19 protein-coding genes and 1 pseudogene are annotated in these 18,475 nt (G+C 67.6%); 15 read left to right on the top strand and 5 right to left on the bottom strand.

Going from position 1 to position 18,475, the window contains the following annotated elements:
* Positions 1-258 precede the first annotated feature (258 nt).
* From AC0CH8_RS04055 to AC0CH8_RS04110, 12 genes are read left to right on the top strand one after another with little or no spacing between them, the layout of a single operon-like run.
* A complete protein-coding gene (locus tag AC0CH8_RS04055; RefSeq protein WP_465238797.1) occupies positions 259-1,032 on the top strand; it encodes a lytic transglycosylase domain-containing protein in 774 nt (257 codons plus the stop codon).
* Positions 1,033-1,055: 23 nt separating this feature from the next.
* The gene (locus AC0CH8_RS04060; RefSeq protein ID WP_465238798.1) at positions 1,056-3,053 is read left to right on the top strand and encodes an FHIPEP family type III secretion protein; all 1,998 of its coding nucleotides are present in this window, start codon (positions 1,056-1,058) and stop codon (positions 3,051-3,053) included.
* 2 nt (positions 3,054-3,055) lie between these two features.
* Entirely contained in the window at positions 3,056-4,996 is a 1,941-nt protein-coding gene (sctC, locus tag AC0CH8_RS04065) for a type III secretion system outer membrane ring subunit SctC (protein WP_465238799.1), read from the top strand.
* Positions 4,993-6,114: a hypothetical protein gene (locus AC0CH8_RS04070; protein WP_465238800.1), complete on the top strand. Its 1,122-nt coding sequence runs from the start codon at positions 4,993-4,995 to the stop codon at positions 6,112-6,114. The genes sctC and AC0CH8_RS04070 overlap by 4 nt, the downstream gene beginning before the upstream one ends.
* Positions 6,115-6,171: 57 nt before the next feature.
* Positions 6,172-6,483 carry a hypothetical protein gene (locus AC0CH8_RS04075; RefSeq protein ID WP_204194036.1) on the top strand — a complete coding sequence of 104 codons (312 nt, stop codon included), beginning with the start codon at positions 6,172-6,174 and terminating at the stop codon, positions 6,481-6,483.
* A 26-nt stretch (positions 6,484-6,509) separates the two neighbouring features.
* Complete coding sequence (locus AC0CH8_RS04080) at positions 6,510-6,908, top strand: hypothetical protein (RefSeq protein ID WP_465238801.1); 399 nt, start codon at positions 6,510-6,512, stop codon at positions 6,906-6,908.
* Between the two features lie 10 nt (positions 6,909-6,918).
* A complete protein-coding gene (gene sctJ / locus AC0CH8_RS04085; protein ID WP_465238802.1) occupies positions 6,919-7,671 on the top strand; it encodes a type III secretion system inner membrane ring lipoprotein SctJ in 753 nt (250 codons plus the stop codon).
* Positions 7,668-8,126 (top strand): hypothetical protein, encoded by a 459-nt coding sequence (locus AC0CH8_RS04090; RefSeq protein ID WP_465238803.1) that lies wholly within the window; start codon positions 7,668-7,670, stop codon positions 8,124-8,126. The genes sctJ and AC0CH8_RS04090 overlap by 4 nt, the downstream gene beginning before the upstream one ends.
* Positions 8,123-8,722 (top strand): FliH/SctL family protein, encoded by a 600-nt coding sequence (locus tag AC0CH8_RS04095; RefSeq protein WP_465238804.1) that lies wholly within the window; start codon positions 8,123-8,125, stop codon positions 8,720-8,722. Before AC0CH8_RS04090 ends, AC0CH8_RS04095 begins: the two co-directional genes overlap by 4 nt.
* Positions 8,719-10,044, top strand: a complete 1,326-nt coding sequence (locus AC0CH8_RS04100) for a FliI/YscN family ATPase (protein ID WP_465238805.1) — start codon at positions 8,719-8,721, stop codon at positions 10,042-10,044. The genes AC0CH8_RS04095 and AC0CH8_RS04100 overlap by 4 nt, the downstream gene beginning before the upstream one ends.
* A complete protein-coding gene (locus tag AC0CH8_RS04105) occupies positions 10,041-10,475 on the top strand; it encodes a hypothetical protein (RefSeq protein ID WP_465238806.1) in 435 nt (144 codons plus the stop codon). Before AC0CH8_RS04100 ends, AC0CH8_RS04105 begins: the two co-directional genes overlap by 4 nt.
* A gap of 8 nt (positions 10,476-10,483) precedes the next feature.
* Complete coding sequence (locus tag AC0CH8_RS04110) at positions 10,484-11,146, top strand: hypothetical protein (protein ID WP_465238807.1); 663 nt, start codon at positions 10,484-10,486, stop codon at positions 11,144-11,146.
* A 10-nt stretch (positions 11,147-11,156) separates the two neighbouring features.
* Here the strand turns inward: AC0CH8_RS04110 and AC0CH8_RS04115 are convergent, their stop codons facing one another.
* Together AC0CH8_RS04115 and AC0CH8_RS04120 are read right to left on the bottom strand one after the other, a co-directional pair.
* Positions 11,157-11,984 carry an ankyrin repeat domain-containing protein gene (locus AC0CH8_RS04115; protein ID WP_465238808.1) on the bottom strand — a complete coding sequence of 276 codons (828 nt, stop codon included), beginning with the start codon at positions 11,982-11,984 and terminating at the stop codon, positions 11,157-11,159.
* A gap of 107 nt (positions 11,985-12,091) precedes the next feature.
* Positions 12,092-13,018, bottom strand: a complete 927-nt coding sequence (locus tag AC0CH8_RS04120) for an alpha/beta hydrolase family protein (RefSeq protein WP_465238809.1) — start codon at positions 13,016-13,018, stop codon at positions 12,092-12,094.
* 159 nt (positions 13,019-13,177) lie between these two features.
* On the opposite strand from AC0CH8_RS04120, the gene AC0CH8_RS04125 reads away from it, so the two are divergent.
* The gene (locus tag AC0CH8_RS04125; RefSeq protein ID WP_465238810.1) at positions 13,178-14,086 is read left to right on the top strand and encodes a LysR family transcriptional regulator; all 909 of its coding nucleotides are present in this window, start codon (positions 13,178-13,180) and stop codon (positions 14,084-14,086) included.
* Positions 14,087-14,216: 130 nt separating this feature from the next.
* On the opposite strand, the pseudogene AC0CH8_RS04130 reads toward AC0CH8_RS04125, so the two are convergent.
* Positions 14,217-14,963 (bottom strand): annotated as a pseudogene (locus AC0CH8_RS04130) (IS5 family transposase).
* Between the two features lie 317 nt (positions 14,964-15,280).
* On the opposite strand from AC0CH8_RS04130, the gene AC0CH8_RS04135 reads away from it, so the two are divergent.
* The gene (locus AC0CH8_RS04135; RefSeq protein WP_465238811.1) at positions 15,281-15,823 is read left to right on the top strand and encodes an ATPase domain-containing protein; all 543 of its coding nucleotides are present in this window, start codon (positions 15,281-15,283) and stop codon (positions 15,821-15,823) included.
* 15 nt (positions 15,824-15,838) lie between these two features.
* Positions 15,839-16,384, top strand: a complete 546-nt coding sequence (locus AC0CH8_RS04140) for a response regulator (RefSeq protein ID WP_465239150.1) — start codon at positions 15,839-15,841, stop codon at positions 16,382-16,384.
* Between the two features lie 346 nt (positions 16,385-16,730).
* Here AC0CH8_RS04140 and AC0CH8_RS04145 read toward each other — a convergent pair whose 3' ends face one another.
* Complete coding sequence (locus AC0CH8_RS04145; protein WP_204194076.1) at positions 16,731-17,396, bottom strand: alpha/beta fold hydrolase; 666 nt, start codon at positions 17,394-17,396, stop codon at positions 16,731-16,733.
* A complete protein-coding gene (locus tag AC0CH8_RS04150; protein ID WP_465238812.1) occupies positions 17,393-18,469 on the bottom strand; it encodes an AbrB family transcriptional regulator in 1,077 nt (358 codons plus the stop codon). Before AC0CH8_RS04150 ends, AC0CH8_RS04145 begins: the two co-directional genes overlap by 4 nt.
* Positions 18,470-18,475: the final 6 nt, after the last annotated feature.

Raw genomic sequence — 18,475 nt, forward strand, 5'->3', positions numbered from 1 at the left:
TCCGTAACGTCGCGGCGACTGGCCGTTTGCGATGCCGGCGGGGTCATCCGCCGACCGGTCGTGGGTAGACCGGCAATTGCACCGCCAACCACCATTGCGGGTCAGGCTGGTTTATTTGCGGGACAAAATGTTCACAATGCGGGTAACAACCGTCATCTGGCTGGCCTAGCCTAATCATGCGTCAAGATTCGACAGGCCGCGACAGGATTGTTTCACGACGACCCTGCGGCGGTTCCGGACCCAGAAACGGAGAATCCCATGCCCGCCACGACCCGATCGGCCACCCGGTCGCCGCCGATGTTAGGCTGCTATGTGGTCGGGGCGATGCTCTTCGCCGCCCCCGCCGTCGCCCAAAGCTGCGATACGGCGGCGCTCGGAGCGCGCTTCACCGAGGCCGCCGCTCTGTGCGCCGATCAAGGCGCGCCGGTCTCGCGCAAGGCTGCATCGGCTCCGTTGCCGGCCAGCGTTCCTGCAGCGCCGGTTACGGCACCGGCTGTGGCCACCGCGGCGATCGCGGCGGTCCGGCCCGGCATCGCGGCACGGGAGCCCGTGTCGATCCAGATGACCGGCTACCGCCGCCGTCTGGCCAAGGCGGTTGCGACGGTCGAGGCGCGCCGCGGTCCGGTAGATTCGCGGTTGCTGAACGCGGTCGGCCAGCGCTATCGAATCGATCCGCGTCTGCTGGCGTCGATCGTCCATGCGGAGTCGGCCGGTCGGCCGACGGCGGTGTCGAACAAGGGTGCGCTTGGCCTTATGCAGGTGATGCCGGGCACCGCACGTGGCCTGGGCGTCCGCGATCCCCAGCAATTGCTCGGCAACCCCGCGCTCGCGCTCAGTACCGGTGCGGTCTACCTCAAGCAGTTGCAGCGGCAGTTCGGCAACAACGTCCCGCTCGTGCTGGCGGCGTACAATGCCGGGCCGGGTGCGGTGATCCGAGCCGGTCGCCGCGTACCCCGCTACCGTGAGACGCAGGGCTACGTTGCCAAGATCATGGGCAGCTACACCACCCGCGCCGCCGCCGCGCGTCGCTGATCCGGTTCGGGGGGCAAGCGGGCATGAGCGTCGAACGATATCTGGCATCGCAGGACACCGTGCCGCGCACGGGACTGTTCGCGCGCATCGCCGACCTCGCGCTGCCGATGGGCGCGGTGTCGATCATCGCGCTGATGATCCTGCCGTTGCCGACGTTGCTGGTCGACCTGCTGGTCGGCATCAACATCACGTTCGGCGTGATGCTGCTGATGACGACCCTGTATATCCGCGGGCCGCTCGATTTCTCCAGTTTCCCGTCGATCCTTCTCGTGTCGACGCTGTTCCGGCTGTCGCTGTCCGTGGCGACGACGCGGATGATCCTGATCGACGGCCACGCCGGCAACATCATCCAGACGTTCGGACAGATGGTGGTGGGCGGCAACATCGTCGTCGGGCTCGTGGTGTTCCTCATCATCACGGTCGTGCAATTTATCGTCATCGCCAAAGGCGCCGAGCGTGTGGCCGAGGTCGCCGCCCGGTTTAGCCTCGATTCGATGCCGGGCAAGCAATTGTCGATCGACAGCGATCTCCGTTCCGGCCTGATCGACAAGGACGATGCGCGCCGCCGCCGCCGCACGCTGGAACAGGAGTCGAAGCTGCACGGCAGCCTCGACGGTGCGATGAAGTTCGTGAAGGGCGACGCGATCGCCTCGATCGTCATCGTCGTCGTCAACCTGATCGGCGGTCTCGCGGTCGGCGTCATGCAGCAGGGCATGGCGCTGGGCGACGCCACGCATAAATACTCGATTCTGACGATCGGCGAGGGCCTCGTCGCCCAGATACCCGCACTGCTCGGCGCAATGGCGGCGGGCCTGATGGTCACGCGCGCGACCGATGACGAGGACGACGCGAATCTGGGTCAGGTCATGCACCGCCAGTTGGTCGCCAATCCGCGCGTGCTGCTGTTCGTGGGCGCGACCGCGTTCCTGATGGCGCTGGTCCCGGGCTTTCCGACGTTGGTGTTTCTGTTCCTGGGCTTCTCGCTGATCCTCGGCGGGGCACTGCTCCATCCCAAATTGCAGCCGCATCTGATGCGCCACATCGCGCCGTTGCGGTCGCAGGTGATGCGCGGGCGCGAGCCGGAGCGGCTGGCGACGATGCACACCGCGCCCGCCCTGCCCCGGCCCGTCGTCCCGCTGCTGCTGGAACTGCGGGGCGCGCGCCCGACCCAGTCGGAGGAGGTCGCTCTGTCGCAGCGGCTCGGCGCCTCGCTCGATGCTCTCCAGCATCGCTCGGGCGTGCCGCTGCCGCGGCTGGCGATCCACTTTCTCGATCCCGAAGCACCGCCGTCGTGGCGATTGCTGGCATTCGAACTCGGCGTCGCGGGCGGGCCGATGGACGATCTCGGCGACGTGGCCGATACCGTTCCCGATCAGGTCCGCCGGCTGCTGCCGCGCTTCCTCGGCGTGCAGGAGGCGGTGACGCTGCTCAACCGCGTCGGCGAAACCTATCCGGAGGTCGTGAAGGAAGCGGTGCGGGCGATCCCGTCTGCGCGGATCGCCGAAATCCTGCGCCGGCTGGCCGAGGAAGAGGTCAGCATCCGCAACATGCGCGACGTGCTGGAGGGGATGACGGAGGCCGCCGGGCAGGAACGCGACATGGCGCGGATCGCCGATCTGACGCGCATCGCGCTGAAGCGGTACCTGATGGACCAGATCGCACGCGACGGGACGGTGCGCGCGCTGGTGGTGAAGCCGGAGCTGGAAACCCGGCTGCGCGATTCGATCCGGCTGGTGGACGGCGTCGAGCGAGTCGCCCTGCCGCCGGACGTCGCGCGTGAGCTGGTGTCGACCATTCTGGCGACGGCCGAGGCGACGCAGGCCGATGCGCTGGTCACCAGTTACGAGGTACGCCGCGCGACCCGCAAGCTGATCGAGCCGGATATCTGGAACCTGCCGGTCCTAGCTTTCAACGAATTGACCCCTACCACGCGGATCGAGATCATCGGCCAGATCGGCCTGCCGGCGGTGACGCTGGCGGACCCGAACGCCGGTGCGGTCGCGACCACAGAATCGGAGTGACGATGCAGATCAGGACGACCCGCACGATGCCGCTGGCCGCGGCCTTGCTCGCCACGGTTGGCGGCTTCGGGCTGCTGGCGGGCGCGCCCGGCGCGGCCCCCGCGGCGGTGTTGCAGGCGGTGCCGCCGCGCACGCCCGCCCCGAATCCGGCGACCGTGCCCAGTGGGGTGACGATCACCGCGCGCGAGCAGCCGATCGCCCAGTTCCTGCGCGACCTGTTCGGTCGCGTCGGCCGCCCGGTCGTGCCCAGCCCGAAGCTGACCGGGACCGTCAACGGCGTCTTCACCGGATCGATCGACAAGATCTACCGGGACATCGCCCGCGCGTTCAACCTCGTCAGCTATGACGACGGGGCGGCGCTCTACGTCTATGCGGGCAGCGAAGTGTCGGTGCAGACGCTGAACGTCGGTACCGACGGTGCGCAACGGATCCAGCGTCAGGCGCGGGCGCAACGGCTGATCGACGGGCGCAACACGCTGCGCGCGGCCGGAGACGGTACGCTGGTCATCAGCGGCACGCCGCGCTTCATCGAACAGGTCACGGCGCTCAGCCAGGGCGCGAACTCCGCGCCCCTTCCCGGCCCGGGTTTCGGCGGCAGCGGCGGCGGTTTGTCGACCAGTTTCACGCCCCCGCCTCCGCAGCCGCTGGAATTCCGCGTCTTCTATCTGCGCTATGCCCGCGCGGAGGATACGGTGATGAACGCCGGTGGTCGCGAGGCGCGGATACCCGGCATCGCCACGATCCTGCAGAACCTCGTCCTCGACCAGCGGCCGGGCGGCAGCGCGCTGGGCCAGACCACGACGCAGTTCGGGGCGCGTCTCGTCCGCCAGAGCCAGCCGCGGCTGCGTGGCCTCGGCCTCGACTCGGTCGCACCCGATTCCAGTCAGGCGTCGTTGCTGGCGCAGAGCGACATTCTCGGGCTGGGCGCGAACGCGGGTGGCGGCGCTATCGGCGGTGGCGGCGACGTGGTCGCCCCGCTGACCAGCGATATCGTCCGGATCGAGCCGAATCCGGCGCTGAACGCGATCATCGTCCGCGACGTGCCGGAACGGATGGCCGCCTACGACTCGCTGATCCGCGCGCTCGACGTGGAGCCGCAGATCGTCGAGGTCGAGGCGACGATCATCGACATCAACATCGACAAGTTGCGTGAACTCGGCATCAACTGGCGGCTGTCGACGGGCGGGTTCGGGGCGCTGTTCGGCAATGGCGATGCGACGTCGGACGGTCGCCTGCTGCCGATCCCCGGATCGCGGCGCGGCAACGTCGACAACATCTCGCCATCCGGGAACGGCGGCACCATCTCGACGATCATCGGCAGCCAGCGCGAGTTCCTCGCCCGCATCCGCGCGCTGGAACAGAAGACCGCCGCGCGCGTGATCGCCCGGCCGCAGTTGATGACCCTCTCCAACAGCGAGGCGGTGTTCGATCGTACGCGCACCTTCTACGTCCGCGTCGCCGGGCGGGCGGAGGTCGACCTGTTCAACGTCACCGCCGGCACCGTCCTGCGCGTCAACCCGCACGTCTTCCGCGATCACGACCAGACGCGCATCCGGTTGATGGTCAATATTGAGGACGGCACTTTGACGGGGCAGTCGATCGAGAACCTGCCGATCGTCGAGCGCGCGACCGTCGCGACGCAGGGCATGGTGCTGGACGGCGAGAGCCTGTTGCTGGGCGGGATGACGATCGATTCCGATCTGGACATCGAAACCAAGATTCCGCTGCTCGGTGACATTCCGGTGCTCGGCAACCTGTTCAAGACGCGCAGCCGCAATCGCAACCGGACGGAGCGGCTGTTCCTGATCACGCCGCGCACGGTGACGCTCGGATCGCGCCTGTCGCCGTCCGCCGCCAGCATCGCCGGCGCGCCGATGCCCGCGCCGGGCGCTGTGCCGCCGATGCCCGCCGTTCCCGTCCGAAACACGGGAGTGCCCCGATGAGCGAGGGCGGCAACGTCCTGCGCGTGCTCGGCGGCCGGCTATCGGGCACGCAGAAGCAATTGCCGGACGACGGCCGCATCTCGATCGGTCACCAGTTCTGGCAGGACGTCGTGATCCGCGATGCCGCGGTGAAGGGGCATGCCGTCGATCTCGTCGTCAGCGACGGAGGCGCCGCTCAGGTGACTGTGCTGGAGGGGTCGATCGAACTGCTCGGCTCCACCGTCGACGCCGGCCAAACCGCCCTACTGCCGCCCTACGTCCCCTTTACGATCGGCGGAATCCCCCTGGCCTGGGGCGATCCCGAAAGCCCACGCTGGAGCGAGGCAGGCGGACTTGCGCTGGCGAAGCCGTCGCCGCCGCCCCTGCCGCCCTCGGCGAGGGAACACGCGGTGACATGGGCACGCGGGGTCGGCGGACAGATCGATGCCGGCATCACGCGCAAGGTCATCGGAGCCGGACTGGCGCTGCTGCTGGTCGTGGCCCTGCTCGTCGGCCTGATGCCGGCGATCGACGCGCTGGGCCTGCGCGGCAGTCCGGCTGAGCGGGTGCAGCGAGCGCTGACCGCGCGCGGTCTGACCGATTTGCAGGTGGTGCGGGATGGCGATGCGGGCGGTGTCGTCGTGCGGGGGCTGGTTCGATCCGATGCCGACCGACAGAAGGTGGAAAGCGTGTTGCGCGACACCTACTCACCGGGCCGCGTCGAGGTGCAGACGACCGAGGAACTGGCGCAGGCGAGCGTCGATGTCGCCCAGATGCGCGGCTTCACCGCCAATGCCCGATCGTTGGGCCGCGGCGTGGTTGAGCTGCATACGACACCGCTGTCGGCGGAACAAAGACCGCAGTTGTTCCGTGCCGTGAACACCGACGTTCGCGGCATCAAGCGACTCGTGATCCGGGACGATCTGCCCGCAATCGACGACCAGCCGCTGAAAACGATCAGCGACGCCACCAAGAAAGTGTCGACCGTCGTCGTCGGGGACCCTTCTTTCGTTCAGACCGTTGATGGTGGTCGGTACTTTACGGGTGCTTTGATGCCCAGCGGGCATCGGCTCGTCCGATTTGAGGGGGATACTGTCGTATTCGAGAAGAACGGCAAGCTCACCCGGGTTAGTTTCTGAACGAACGAAGGCCCCGCACTCGGCGGGTATGACGCAAACGGACACAGGAGAAGGCACATGACTTCCACCCCCGTCACGAGCAGCCTCGGCATGATGGCAGCCTCCCCGCTCACCAGCAACCGCTCCAGCAAGGGCGGCGACACCGGCCAGTGGTTCGAAGCGCTTGCCAGTGCCTGGGGCCAGACGCTGGATCAGCAGGCCGGCCGGATCGAGCAGATGTCGAACCAGATTTCCGATGGTGGCGACAATCCGTCGCAGATCACCAAACTGACGGCCGAATCGATGCGGATGTCGTTCATGGCGAACAGTTCGTCCACGTCGATCGACAGCGTCGGCAAGGCGCTGGAGACGATGGCGCGCAAGGGCTGATCCGCTAGCGAGAGGGAGACGACATCATGTCGATCGAAGCAATCGCGGCCACCGGGGCGGGTGTGGCCCCGCCGCCGACCGAGACGGTGCAGGCGCCCCCCAGCGCCTCCATCTCCGATATCTCGGGATTTCAGGATGCCCTAACCACTGGCAACATGAACGGCGCTGCCGCAGTCGGTGGGCCGGATGCTATGTCTCCGGCACTGAAGGCGGTATTCGGACAACTCGAGAGCGTGAACGGCGAAGCGAAATCCATCGCCGATTACGCAAAGGTTGCCGAAGCCAAGGGCACGGAAATGACTCCGGGCGAGGTCGTCAACCTGACGATGCGCAGCCACGAATTCATGTTCCATTGTCAATTGACGTCCAACATCGCCAATCGGACCTCCGACGGGCTTCAGCAGTTGTTCCGCCAACAGTCCTGAGGGGGAACACATGACGATGCACGCGAACATGAGGCGGACGCTCGCCATCATCGCCTGCGTGCTGCTCGCGGCCTGCGGCCAGACGGAGCTCTACAGCAAGCTCAGCGAGTCGCAGGCCAACGAGATGATCGCCGTGCTGCAAACGGCTGGCATCGACGCTTCCAAGACGGAGGTTGCCGAAAAGGGCTGGACGCTTTCGACTGCGCAGGGCGACTTCGCGCAAGCCGTCAAAATTTTGCACACTCAGGGGTATCCGCGCGAGGAATTTGCCTCGCTCGGCACTGTCTTCAAGAAGGAAGGTTTCGTGTCCTCCCCCACGGAGGAGCGGGCGCGCTTGCAATGGGGCCTCAGCCAGGAACTGTCGCGGACCGTGTCCGAGATCGACGGCGTGGTACAGGCCCGCGTTCATGTCGCGCTGGCCGATGACGACCGGCTGGGCGACCGCAAGCGCCCCGCTTCGGCCGCGGTGTTCATCAAGTATCGGCCGGGCGCGAATATGGATGCGCAGGTCGGCAAGGTAAAGGCAATGGTCGTGAACGCGGTCGAAGGCTTGAGCTACGAGAAGGTATCCGTGTCGACCTTCCCGGCGCAGCCGCTGCCCATTGCAGCGCGGGCACCGGCCGACAACATGGTCCGGGGCAGCATCGCTGCGCTGGCAGTGCCGATCGTGCTGCTGGTTGCGGCGTTCTTCGGTTACCCCGGTTTCCGCCGCTGGCAACAGCGTCGCCGCATCGCCGCTGCACTGCCCCCGGTTGAACGATGACGGCGGTCGCTGAACGCGCCCGGCTGGGAGCGATCGGTACCGATCTGATCGGCGTCGATGGCGGCCCTGCCGAGCGCAGGGTTGCGCGCTTCGTTGCCAGCCTGAGCGGCAATCCCATCACCATCACGCATTTTTGCGATCTGGGTACGACGCCGGTCTGGCGACGTTGGCCGCGGGCGGCTCAACGGCGACTGGCGCAGCGCGTAGCGCTCGCTTCGATCGCCGACGCGGTGGCCGGGTCGATTGACGGCGAATGGCTGGGAGCGTTGGCGGACGTTGCCGGCGAGGACGCACTCGACTGGGCCGCGTACCAGGCGGAACGGGTCGTAGCAGGCGACATGTCCACGCTGGCACCCAAGGATCTGGAAGCACGCGGCTTCGCGCTGCTCGCGTCGACGGGAAACGACCACCGAACGGCGAAATGGATCGCGGCAGCGATGAAGGTGGGGGCATGAGCTATATCCTGCTCCGCGCCGATGCCATCGCGACCACGCTGGCCGAGGACCCCGTGGTTCCGGCCGCCGATGTCGGGGCACTGACCGACGCGATGGCGTTGCTGGATGCGGCGGCCAAGGCTCGTGCCGATACGGATGCCGCCGTTGCGCGCGCCACGGAAGCCGGTCGAGCCGAAGGGTTCGCTGCCGGGCTAGAGGAGGGTCGCGTTGCCGTCGCTGCGGACATCGACGCCGAACGCTTCGCGCTGGCGCTGCGCGACCGGGAGGTGCTGGCCGAGCGGCAGGGCGCGATCGCTCACCTCGCGCTCGAGGTCGTTCGCCGGATCGCCAGCTTACTGGGTCCCGAAGAAACGATGGCAGGCATCGTCGCGCGCGCAACGGCAGACGTCGCACCCGATACGTCGCTCACTGTTCGCGTCGCGCCGGCAGTGCTGGATGCCGTGGCGGAGCGGCTGGGTGATCGTGCCGGCCTGACGGTCGAGGCCGATCCTGCGCTCGATCTGCTCGATTGCGTGATCGAGACGGCGCTCAGCCGGGTTCAGGCCGGGCTCGATACGCAGCTTGCGCTGATCGAGCGACATTGGTCGTCACAGTGACGGACGGATCTCACTCGATCGTCGAACGGCTGCTCGCCGGACTCGATCGGGTCGACACCGTCGAGCGTCGGGGACGGCTGGTCGAGATCCTTGGCACGACGATCAAGGTCACCGGCATCGCCGCGCGGATCGGTGCACAGTGCGAGATCGTCGAACCGTTGACCGGACAGGTCGTTGCGGCGGAAGTGATCGGCATCGACGGCGATGCCGCGATCCTGACGCCGCTGTCGGACGTACGCGGCCTGTCGCCGGATGCCGAGGTGCTGGTTCGCGAGAGCGACGGCAATGTCCGTTACGGCGAGGCGCTGCTGGGACGCGTGCTCGACGGTCAGGGCCGGCCGATCGACGGCAAGGGGCCGCTGCCGGACGAGCTCGCGGCGACGCCGCTGCACGCGCCGGCACCGCTGCCGATGGACCGCGCGCTGATCGACACGCCGGTCGCGACCGGGGTGCGGGCGATCGACACGCTGCTGACGCTCGGCACGGGCCAGCGGATCGGCGTGTTTGCGGCGGCGGGCGGCGGCAAATCAACGCTGCTCGGCATGCTGGCACGCTTTGCCGACGCGGACGTGATCGTCATCGCGCTGATCGGCGAACGTGGCCGCGAAGTTCGTGAGTTCATCGTCGACAGCCTGGGCGAGGAGGGACTGGCACGCACCGTCATCGTCTGCGCCACCAGCGATCGCGCCGCGATGGAACGCGTCCGCGCCGCGCATCACGCGACCGCGATCGCCGAGGGGTTCCGCAGCGAGGGCAAGCGTGTGCTGCTGCTGATGGACTCGGTAACGCGCTTCGCCCGTGCCCTGCGCGAGATCGGGCTGGCGGCTGGTGAACCCGCAGTGCGGCGCGGTTTTCCGCCTTCCGTCTTCGCCGAACTGCCGCGCCTGTTCGAGCGCGCGGGTAATGACGATCGCGGCTCGATCACCGGCGTCTACACCGTGCTGCTGGAGGACGAGGACGAGGGCGATCCGGTTGGCGAGGAAGTGCGCTCGATCCTCGACGGTCATATCGTGCTGTCGCGCAAGCTGGGTGCGGCGGGGCATTACCCGGCGATCGATGTGCTCGCGAGCCTCAGCCGATTATTCCCCCGGCTGGCGACGAAGGAGCATCGCACCGCCGCCGGTCGCCTCCGCCAACTGATGGCCAAATATGCGGAAATCGAGTTCCTGGTACAGGTTGGCGAGTACAAGCCGGGCGGCGATCCCCTCGCCGATCGGGCACTGGCGGCGCGAGCGGAAATCGAGACGCTGCTGAAGCAGGATGCGCTGGCGCACGAGCCGTTCGATACCGCGATCATGCGGCTGCGCGCGGTGGCGGGATGAGCGTCCGCGAGGACCTTGCCCTGGCGCACACCCTGGTCGGGCTTCGGGCGATGCGGATGCGCGTCGCTGCGACCCGGTTGGCGGAGGCGACCCGATTACGCGAGCGGGCAGAAGCGGAGCGGGCCGCCGCCGATGCGACGTCCGCGCAGGAGGCCGAGTTGCACGAAGCTGCGCGCGAGGACCTCGCCGCCGATCCCGCCGCGGCGGAACTGCGGCTCGCGGTGCTGGACGCCGCGCGCTTCCGCACCGCCGTTGCGGGACAGGCGCTGACCGATGCGCGTCGCGTCGAGGACGAGGAGCGCGGGGCGGAGGCGGAACGGCGGCGTCAGGTACTGCTCGCCAACCTGCGCCACGATGCGCTCGCCGAACACGCCCGGACGCTCGCACACCGCCATCGTCGCCGCGCTGAGGCGCGCGTGGCCAACGAGTAGGAGGACCCATGACCTCGATCGACAGCAGCCGCTCCGCATCGCAGCCCCAGCGGACGTCTCGGACGGCATCTCCCCACCAGCCCCAGCAGCAGCCCGCCGATGCGAAGGCGATGGGCGAGGCGCTGGCGAGTGCGCGCCGGCAGATGCCGCCGGTACCGGCCCGGCCGGGCGGCATGCCGCAGCGCGCGCCGACGAGCGCCGCGACGGCGGCACAGCGAGACGGGACGGCGGGGGAGATGGCAGCAGCACTGTCGGCGGCACGCGGTCGCGACGGCGACGCCGCGCTCGCGGACCGCTTCCGGCTCGATCGCGAGGGTGGCGACGGCAGCGCCGGCTTCGGTCAGGCGCAGACCGCCGCGCCCCCTGCCCCGCTGCCGATGCCGCAGATGCCCAGCGCGATGATCGATCCCAGCGGCTTCGCGCAGATGCTCGCCGACCTGTGGACGCGCGAGAACGGCAAAGGGCACAAGGAGGTGCAGGTGCGCTTCGGCGACGGTGCGTGGCCCGCCACAGGCGCACGCCTCGTCCGGAATGCCGCAGGAACGCTGGATGTCGCGCTGCTGGTGGACTCTGCCGCAACCGGCTTCGGCGACCGCCTGCCCGGTTTGGAACGGCATCTGGCAGATGCAGGCGTCGCGGTCGGGTCGCTGGCGATGGAAGCCGACGGGTGACCCGCCCTCACTACTGAACGGACGCCCCGTCCTTCGCGTTCGCGGCGATGAGCGCCAGAACCTTTTGCGGCACCCGCTTGGCTCCGCGCGCACCGGCAGGGGGCCAGGCACCGTCCAGCGCCAGGCGACGGACCGTCCGGGGATCGGGCGCGGGGTCGGGCCAGCCGAGCGCCGACAGCCGCGCCTTCAAACGTTGCTGCGCCTCGCGTTCCTCCTGGCTGTCGGTCAGCATCGGTGTCGAGGCGGAGGTCCCGAGGTTAGCACCCCCGACATCGATCGCGAACGGGTCGGCCCCCTTCGCCAGCAGCAATTCGGCGATCCGGAACCGCTCCATGTCAAGAGCGATGTGCAGCGGCCGCTTGCCGCTGCCACTCATCGCGTCAGGATCGGCGCGGAAGTCGAGCAGCATCGTCACCGCGCCGACCGAATTGCGTGCGATGGCGTCGCGCATCGGGCCGAGCGGCGCGGCAAGGGGCGTCGCGCTGGCCCCAAGCGACAGCAAGCGGTGCGCAAGTGCCGGATCGTTCGCGTTGAGCGCGAGCCGCAACGGATAGCCTTCGCCGTTCAGCCCGTCGGCGGGCGCGCCGGCGCGGCGCAGCAAGTCGATCGCCTCAGGCTTGCAGCTCGCGACTGCCAGCGTCAGCATGTCGCGACGATCGTCGATTCCAGCCTTCGCAAGCGCCGGGTCAGCGTTCAGCAGCCGCCCGGCCGTATCGAGATCGCCGGCCAGGAGCGCCTCTCCTAGGTCGCGAGCCGATTGGCCCAGCCCGGCCTTTTGCAGCATTGCCGCGTCCGGCAACGCCGTATCAGCGGGAAAGCATCGCGCATCCGCGGTCACGCCACAACCACACAGCAGGCCGGCGAGCAGGAGGGGAGCAAGGATCGTTCGCACATGACGTACACTCGGCCCGGCGATCAGCCCGGTCAACAGGCGATGCGCCGGCGTCAGCGCAGCGCCGCCGTGCCCGCAAGCACCCAGTCCATGCTGTGGCGGTCGATCACGTTCAGCCCTTCGAACCAGTTCACGCCCTCCGGTCGCACGTCGGGCAGTTCGTGCTGCGTCCCGTAAGCCTCGGGCAAATCCGCAATCGCGACACCCGCTGCCCCGCCCCAGCCGCCGCTCACGACGGTGCCGATAATGCCGCCGACAACCCGGTCGCCACCCTCCTGCAGGGCGGTCAGTATCTCGTTCGGCACGCGATAATTGTCGACGGACGCGCTTCCGCGGCCGGCCGCGGTGGCAATCGTCGTCGCATCCGCGATCGTGTCGCCGTGCAGGCCGGCGGCGTTGAATGTATCGGCCGGACTGCCCGACGCGATGCCGGCGGTGCTTGCCAGTCCGCCGCCGAGCGAGTGGCCGGTCATGACGAAGCTGGCGTCGGAGCGAGCCGCCGCCCGCCCGATCTCCAGCGCGCGGGCGTAATGTTCGGAATCAAGGCCGATGCCCTGCTGCGCGTTCGACAGCCAGTCGGCGCCGCTCTGGCTGCCACGAAACGCGATGACGAAGTCTTCGCCGGGCGTGTCTGAGGCGTATACCCGTGCGCGAAAGGCGTCGGTGCCCGGATCGAGCTGGTCGGGATCGAGGCCGAGGCGTTCCAGTTCTGCCGACGTTGCGACGCGGTAGCCCGCAGGCGGCGAGGCCGTATCGTTGTAGACGTCGGCGGCAAGCTGCGCATGCGCATGCACGGTGGCGGGATCGGACCGCAAGGTCGCTGTCGCCGCCGCACCGACGCTGCCGGTGGTACCGCCCGGCGTAGAGGGCAGTGCGTCCCACTCGGCGCGATACGTCCGGAGCCCGGCATCGGCGGTCTGGTGCACGGACGGCGGCACGATCGATGGAGCGCTCGTACCTGCGGATGTAATCGCCACCATCGAACGGCTCCTCGCCATTATTCCGTCTGACGATCGTGGGACGACGGAAGCGATCCGCCTATACTCGTTTCGACTAGGACGCTGCTGAGAGCGCCCTTGCATTCGTCCTGGGTTCCCTCACGCGATTGCGGTCTTCGCCCGTCGGGCGCACAGCAGGATATGCCCCCAAGCCGATCCGACCTCGCCGATTTCACCTACTTCCTCGCGATCGCCCGGCATCGCAGCTTTCGCCTTGCCGGATTGGAACTCGGCGTCAGCGCCTCTGCGCTGAGCCACGCGCTGAAAGGGCTGGAAGGGAGGCTTGGCGTCCGCCTGCTCAACCGCACCAACCGCAGCGTGACGCTGACCGCGGCCGGCGAGGAATTGCAGGCCGCGATCACCACCCCGTTCGAAGCGATCGGTGCGGCCGTCGAGGGCCTCAATCGTTACCGTGACGGACCATCGGGCCGCGTCCGCATCAACGTGGTCGTGGATGCAGCGCCGCTGCTGCTGGCGCCCGTCATGCCGACCTTCGCCGAGCAATACCCGGATATCGAAGTGGAGATCGCCGCCAACAACCACATGGTCGACGTGATCGACGGAGGTTTCGATGCCGGCATCCGCTATGGCGGCACCGTGCCCGAGGACATGGTGGCGCAGCGGCTGTCCGCCGATCTTCGCTGGGTGGTCGCCGCCTCGCCGGCGTATCTGGAACGCTACGGCGAGCCGCTGACGCCCGACGACCTCCAGAACCATCAATGCATTGGAGTCCGGATCGGCGACGGCAGCATCTATCGCTGGGATTTCGAAGGTCCGGCGGGTGAATTCATGGTGCGCGTGCTCAGCAAGATCACCGTCGATGAAACGCGCGCGATGCTGTCGCTGGGGCTCGCCGGGATGGGCGTGATGTACGGGTTGGAACCGGTGTTCGCACCATATGTGGCCACCGGCGAACTGCGGATCGTCCTTCAGGACTGGGCGACGTTCGGACCCGGCTATCACGCCTATTACTCCAGCCGCCGGCAACTTCCGACCGGACTACGCCTGCTGATCGACCTGATCCGGCAGATACAACCGCTCGGGCTGTGATGCCGGCCGTCTGGCCGTGATCTTTGGCTGGGGCGGCAGGATTCAGGGTTTTGTCGTATGATCCTCAATTCTCTTGTTATTTACTACCCCACCTCCCCTTCTACCATCATCTAAGGTCAGGACTCATTGGTCATAGCCAGAAGATGACGGTGGCATCGAGGGCAATGGCGGAGAAGAAGACCGTAGGGCATCGGTCGTAGCGAGTGGCGACGCGGCGCCAGTCCTCGAGGCGGCCGAACATGATCTAGATGCGGCTGCGGCGTCGATAGCGGCGCTTGTCGTATCTTACTGGCTCGTTGCGGGATTTTCGACCTGGGATGCAGGGTTGGATGCCCTTCGCTTCCAGCGCATCCCTGAACCAGTCGGCGTTATAGCCGCGGGCGCCGAGCAGCGACTGCGCACTAGGTAGATCGTCCAGCAGCGCGGCTGCGCCGGTGTAGTCTTACCTGCCCGGCTGTCATGAAGAAGCTCAAGGGGTGACCGTTCGCATCGGTGACGGCGCGAAGCTTCGTGTTCATGCCGCCTTTGATGCGGCCGATCAGCCGGCCAAGACCCTCTTTTTAACCCGCAGGCTCGATGCCGTGCGATGTGCCTTCAGGTAAGTCGCGTCGATCATGACGGTTTTCGGTACAGCCTCCGCTGCTGCGAGCCCCTCCATCATGCGCAGAAAGACACCCCGCTCACCCCACCGCTTCCACCGGTGGTAGAGCGTCCTCTCGACTGCGCTCGAGACAGGCTTGTACGGGCCGTAGGCGCGCGGCGCATCAAACCAGCGCAGGCCGTTGCGGTTGAAGAAGACGATGCCGCTCAGCACCCGACGATCATCAACCTGAGGCTTGCCAGGGCTCTTGGGGAAGTATGGCCGCAGACGCGCCATCTGCTCATCCGTCGGGGCGATCGCCGTCTGGTCGGGAGCGTGGCTTTTGATCGCAAGACGTACCGCGAACTCGCAGAGGAAGTGCGCAAGGCGGGCACGTCCCATCCTGCGGCCGACATTGAGCAGCCATTCGCGTTCGATCGACGCCTCAATGACGTTGTCGATCGTGATCGCCTTCAGGACATTAGGGTGTTTGTCGGCAATGATCTGCAGGTCGCCTCGAGCTATCTCGATCAACGTGATGGCGGTCAGCGCCTGGATGTTGTGATCGGCCTCGTCAAAGTAAAGTTGCTGGAGATCGGACGCGGGAGACGATGGTGTCGGCGACGCAAGCACTGCCCGACCAAGCCCTGACCGGCATCGCCGGGCTCGACGACATCCTGAACGGCGGCCTGACCCCACACCGCATGTATCGGGTCGAGGGCACGCCGGGCACCGGCAAGACTACTCTTGGCCTTGGCTTCCTGTTGGCGGGTGCCGCGGTCGGAGAGACCGGGCTCTACATCACGCTAGCGGAGGCCGAGGTCGAGCTGCGCGCCGCGGCCACGACGCATGGCTGGACGCTCGGTCCCGTCGAGTTGTTCGAGATGGTGCCTGCCGACGGACTAGGCGAGGATCAGGAGCAGACGTTGCTCCGTCCCAGCGAGGTCGAACTTGGTGAGACGGTGCGCGACGTGATGCCGGGCGGCGGTCGGCTGACGCTGACGGTCGCGGATGTCGTTGTCGACCAGCGCAACGCTATTCGGCTCGAGGCCGGCGGCTATGTAAGGCTACTCGCCGTCGATACGGGTACCGGGATGGACCGTACGACGCTCGCCCGCGCGACGGAGCCATTCTTCTCGACCAAGGGGATCGGCTAGAGCACCGGTCTCGGCCTGTCGATGGTCAACGGGCTCGCCGCGCAGTCCGGCGGCACGCTCAGGCTCTCGGACGAGCCGGGCTCGGGCACCACGGTCGAGCTGTGGCTGCCGGCGACTGACGAGCCGGTGAGCGAGGGGGGCGAGCAGCGAGCCGAGCCGATCGCCGCCCGGCGGGCCGCGACCGTGCTGCTGGTTGACGACGAGGATCTCGTGCGCGCCGCCACCGCCGACATGCTGCGCGACCTGGGCTACACCGTTGTCGAAATGAGCTCGGCGTCGCAGGTGCTGGCAGCGGTCCGGGCCGGACTGGAAGTCGACATTCTGGTGAGCGATTACCTGATGCCGGCCATGACCGGCGGTCAACTTATCAGCGAACTGCGAACCTCCGGCGTGCGGCTGCCGACCTTGCTAGTGACTGGTTATGCGGCAGCGGGCGATGACGTACCTCCCGATGTTCCGCGCTGGGCAAGGCCATTTCGGCATGTCGATCTCGCCGCTCGAGTGGATGACCTGCTGCGCCCTACTCACGACTCCGCAGCACATCTGCGGGTTGTAAAATAGACGCTTGGTCAACACTAGCATTGCCATTTGGACGTGAAAGACGGAGCCGCTGACCGCGGCTTGAATGACTGATTGGATGTTTTTTGAGGCCGATTATCTAACGGGAGGCGTGGTCTTGTTGGCATCGCGCCTCAAATACGTGATGACACACAAGCGGTCACTCCGCGCCCTTAATCCAGCCTCCCACAACGAGACGTCCGTTTCATCCGAGGCGGGCGGCCGCTCTGAAGCGGATCCACGGCTTACGATCGTCTGGTCGCGCAAGCCGTCAATGGAGTTCGGCTCCACCTGACGAAGGTCGCGATCATACGGGCACTCCTCTACGCCTCAATGTGCCCGAAACCAGCTACGTGTGGGCGTAGAGCAGCCATTGCCGCAGCAGCATTGTCACCTCTCCCGGCCTCTCCATTGGTGAGAGGTGGCCGCAGTGATGCAACTCATGGAACTTCGCAGGGGGAATGCGGTCGGCCAGTTCGCGCGCATCGGCGGGCAAGCAAATCCGGTCCCGATCGCCAACTGCGACGAGTGTTGGCACGTGAACCGCGGCGATGGCGGGTTCGATATCGGGCCGGGCCAACAGCGCGCGCTGCTGACGCTCGAACACATCGGCGCCGACTCGTTCCGCCATCGCCTGTACCGGCCCGCTGATGATCGATGTCAGCATCGGGTCGGAGTGCGGCGCGGTCGCCAGCATGCCCTGCTCCCCTACCGTTCGTGGCCGCATCTGCATCGTCGCGCGGGTGCCGAATAATGCGATACGGTCGATCCGGTCCGCCGCCTGACGCACCATTTCGAGCGCGACGTAACCGCCCAGACTAACCCCGGCGACGGCAAAGCGCGGCGGCGCATAGGCCAGCACGCGAGCCGCCATGCCGGCCAGTGTATCGTCCACTGTCAGATCACCCAATTCAGGATGCGCGACGTCGCCGAGATCGACGACCTGTCGCGCCCACAGTTGCCCGTCGCACCCCATCGCGGGAAGCAGAACCAGCGGCATCGGCTTGTGGATCATGATGTGGGTTCCTCACGGGTTGGACGGAAGGCGAACGGCGCCGCGACGAGGACGATAACGACGCGGGCGAGGTGGTGGACGATGACGACGCCGGGTTCGAGCGCGAGGCTGAGCGCGACCATGCTCATCTCCGCCAACCCGCCCGGCGAATAGGCGAGCGCCAGCAGCGCCGGATCGAGGCCGGTCGTGCGGCCGAGGATCAGCGCGAAGGCGAAGGTGAGCACGAGGAGGATCAGCGTCGATCCCGCCGCCAGTGCGAGTATGCGGACGAACGCGCGCAATGTCAGGCCGCCGAACCGGCAGCCGATCGTCGCCCCCAGCCCGACCTGCGCGGCGGCGAGCAGCCAGCCGGGCACGCGGAAGTCGGTGATGCCGGTCGCGTGCAGCGTCGCGCTGACCGCGAGCGGTCCCATCAGATGCCAGGCCGGGAGGCGCAGCGCGCGGCCGATCAGCAGGCCGACGATCATGCTGCCGCCGCCCCAGAGCAGCAGGGACACGTCGGGCCACGCCGATGCCGCGGTCACCGGGGTCGCCGGCACCGCGGCGGGGGCGTGGACGTGACGGATCACGAACGGCAGGGTGAACACGACGAGGAATATCCGCGCGGCGTGTATCAGCCCGACGGTGCGCTCGTCCGCACCACGCTCCCCACCCATCAGCACCATCTCCGCGATCCCCCCGGGCATGCCCGCGAAGTAGGCGGTGGCGGGATCGAAGCCGGCGACGCGCCGGAACCATGCGACGCAGGCCAACGCGGCGATCCCGAGAAAGACCGGCAACATCGCCAGCGGCAGCCACCATTCGCGCGCCGTTTGCCACAGGCCGGGATGGAAGGAGCAGCCCAGCACCACCCCGATCACCGCCGCCATCGGCCGGCGTGTCGCCGCTCCGGCCGCGACCGGCAGCCCGGCGATGCTGGCGAGCGCACAGGCCGCCATCGATCCCAGCACCCAGGGCAGCGGTGCCCGGATCGCCACGAACGCGGTGCCGCCCGCCGCACCCACGGCCACCGCCGCCGCGAAGCGTAGGACGATGCGCGCGGCATCGCCGTCCGGGACGAAGCGCCTGCTCATCCGGCC

This window comes from Sphingomonas sp. AC435 (genome assembly GCF_979253005.1).